This is a genomic window from Enterobacter sp. UPMP701 (assembly GCF_053709515.1).
This window is the reverse complement of the sequence record NZ_JBSKJN010000033.1, coordinates 1-2,363: the sequence shown is the minus strand read 5'-3', so window position 1 is coordinate 2,363 and position 2,363 is coordinate 1. Positions and strand designations below refer to the sequence as shown.

The 2,363-nt window shown below is 48.0% G+C and carries 2 protein-coding genes; one reads left to right on the top strand and one right to left on the bottom strand.

Going from position 1 to position 2,363, the window contains the following annotated elements:
• Nucleotides 1-612: 612 nt before the first annotated feature.
• Nucleotides 613-1,086 (top strand): DoxX family protein, encoded by a 474-nt coding sequence (locus ACWKXT_RS24165; protein ID WP_454533556.1) that lies wholly within the window; start codon nucleotides 613-615, stop codon nucleotides 1,084-1,086.
• A 431-nt stretch (nucleotides 1,087-1,517) separates the two neighbouring features.
• On the opposite strand, the gene ACWKXT_RS24160 is transcribed toward ACWKXT_RS24165, so the two are convergent.
• A partial coding sequence (locus tag ACWKXT_RS24160; protein WP_454533555.1) for an RHS repeat-associated core domain-containing protein occupies nucleotides 1,518-2,363 on the bottom strand: 846 nt, incomplete at its 5' end.

The following is a 2,363-nucleotide window of genomic DNA, read 5'->3' as shown; positions in this document are numbered from 1 at the left end:
CCCGTGAGGCACGGTTATCATTGCCGTTACCGCCGGCATGTCAACCCGCCGGGGCCGCCTTCCGGTATGAATTATCCTGAGACAGGGTATGTTTGAATGAGCAGTACTAACAATTTTGTTCAAATCAGGCCGCATGGGTTTCAGATACCCGCTCACCAGACCACCGGGGCGGTTGGTACGGCGTATAGCTGATAGCGCAATTATTACGTAATAAACCAGATATATTGTCAGGTAGCTCGGATTTCGCAGGAACGGCAAAGCGATCATCTTTATTATTATCCCCTGCCCCTGAAAGAACCGAGACGTGAAGATGCCGATGAGTCGGACATGATTTTGCTGAGCAGTGATATGCCCGGAGGATCTCTCTGTTCCAGGCTGGCGACACCGGAAATAATAAAACACCGCTAATCAGGACTCACATGAGAGCGTTCAAATAGGTGTGCAGGCAAACAGCCTTTAGGATAATTTACCGTGCCATTCATTTTCTTGACCTGAAAAAGCTTACGCTGCCTGTGGGTGAACACTATGTTTAGCCTGCCGTCATGGAAGATGACGGATTGCACCGTCCTGCCCCATTCTCCGAGGGCAATGTTTACAATAAGGAATTACTGAATGATACAATATCAGTCTCTGTTTCACTCTTCTGGTATGAGTCATGCCCTTCCATTGACGCTGATACGCGTTACCTTTGGTTTGTTTTTTTTTACGTCAGGGTTCAATAAAGTATTTGTTCCTGCCAGCCAGGTAATAATGCTTGAAACCATCACTGAAGCAGGTATACCGTTCCCGGCCTTTATGGCCGTTTTTGTGGCCAGTTGTGAAACATTTTTTGGGCTGATCCTGAGCATCGGTTTACTGACCCGCCCCGGAGCACTGGTGCTGATGATTATCAGTCTGGTTGCGCTTTTTACCGTTGGACTAAATCATATTCCGACGGGGCTAAATCTTCTGACGTGGTACAGCTGGCTGTTGTACTTACCTGAGTCAGTTTATATTCTGATATGTATATTGCTGGTTGTTCAGGGGTGTGGACCCTGGGGAGTTGATCGTGTGATCGCCGGGCGTCTCAATCGCTCCGGGTCATGATGTGTTACAGGTATGCGTTTACCGTTATCCACCGTACCATGTGGCGCCACGAAGAGGCAGTCCGGCATCAAAGCGCCCTACTCTGCCCTTGTACGGGGACTCAGGAAATCTACCGTGCCAACGCCGGGATTTATAGCCGGCCCGGGGATACGAATACTGCCCGGGACTTTATCATACAGACACTGGAACGCTCTTTGATAGAAAGAGCAACAATGAGTACTGTGCAAAAAACGGCGTCATGCATCAACGGGATGTTTGTTATGCTGGGCATCAGCGATCTGGCTTGTTTCCCTCTTCTGCAAAGGCAGAAGGCTGGTGCCCGGGTTTTACACCGTATGTCTCGGTAGTGCTGCAACTGATGAATCTCCGGTACGGTCATCCGCCACAGCACAAAGAATGATGCTTAAGCGACGCATCGACTGAAAGCATCATTATTTCTCACTTAACACCTTCATTTGTCTGACTTTTCTTTTAAAATCGTTGAAGACATAATCCAGCCTCTTTTTCATGCTCTCTTTTTGAAACTCAGTTAAACTTATAATGTCACCTTTTTTATCCTCTGAAAAGGTTGCGGAATCAAAGTCAACTAAATTAAATTCACATCTCATCTCATCATACATGATATTCCCAAGGTTAATATCATTGTGGGTGATGCCTAACCTGGAGAGTTTTTCACTTAAATACACAGCAGGGTTTCCCTGGTCAATAACCGATACTGCAGCCATAACTGTCGGCATATCGGTTAGTTGATGCAGAGAAATACCGGGGACAACCCTCATAAGATTTCTTACTTTTTTTGCATCCGTACCATCTATTCCCTCAATACGAACAAATGCACTTCCAGAACCATAGAAAAGATTGAATCCTTTTGCATTATTTATCGCTGATTGGAGCCTCGTCTTATTCTCCATGTCGAAAGAACCTGAGAATTCCTTAATCAGCCACCCGTCCTTAAATGTACGTACGATCCCTATTGAGCCAACACCTATCACGGATGAATTTGTTTCTTGTGACGGCGACCCTCTCCGTCGCATAAACAAACTCGACAGCCATCCCCTTGTGCGGGCTGCAGCGTTATTATTTGTGTGCGGTTCAGGGAATGCGGCCCCACCATGGGTTGGCGCTAAACCGTCCTCATCTTTAAGCGTGACGGGATTATTGCGGCACATCCGGAACAGGTTCAGGCCGTCCACCGTCCCCGCCGGATCTGCGGAGAGCCACCGCCCCGACCACGGCTGGCAGTACCGGTACCCGTAGTAGTACAGCCCCGTCGCGTC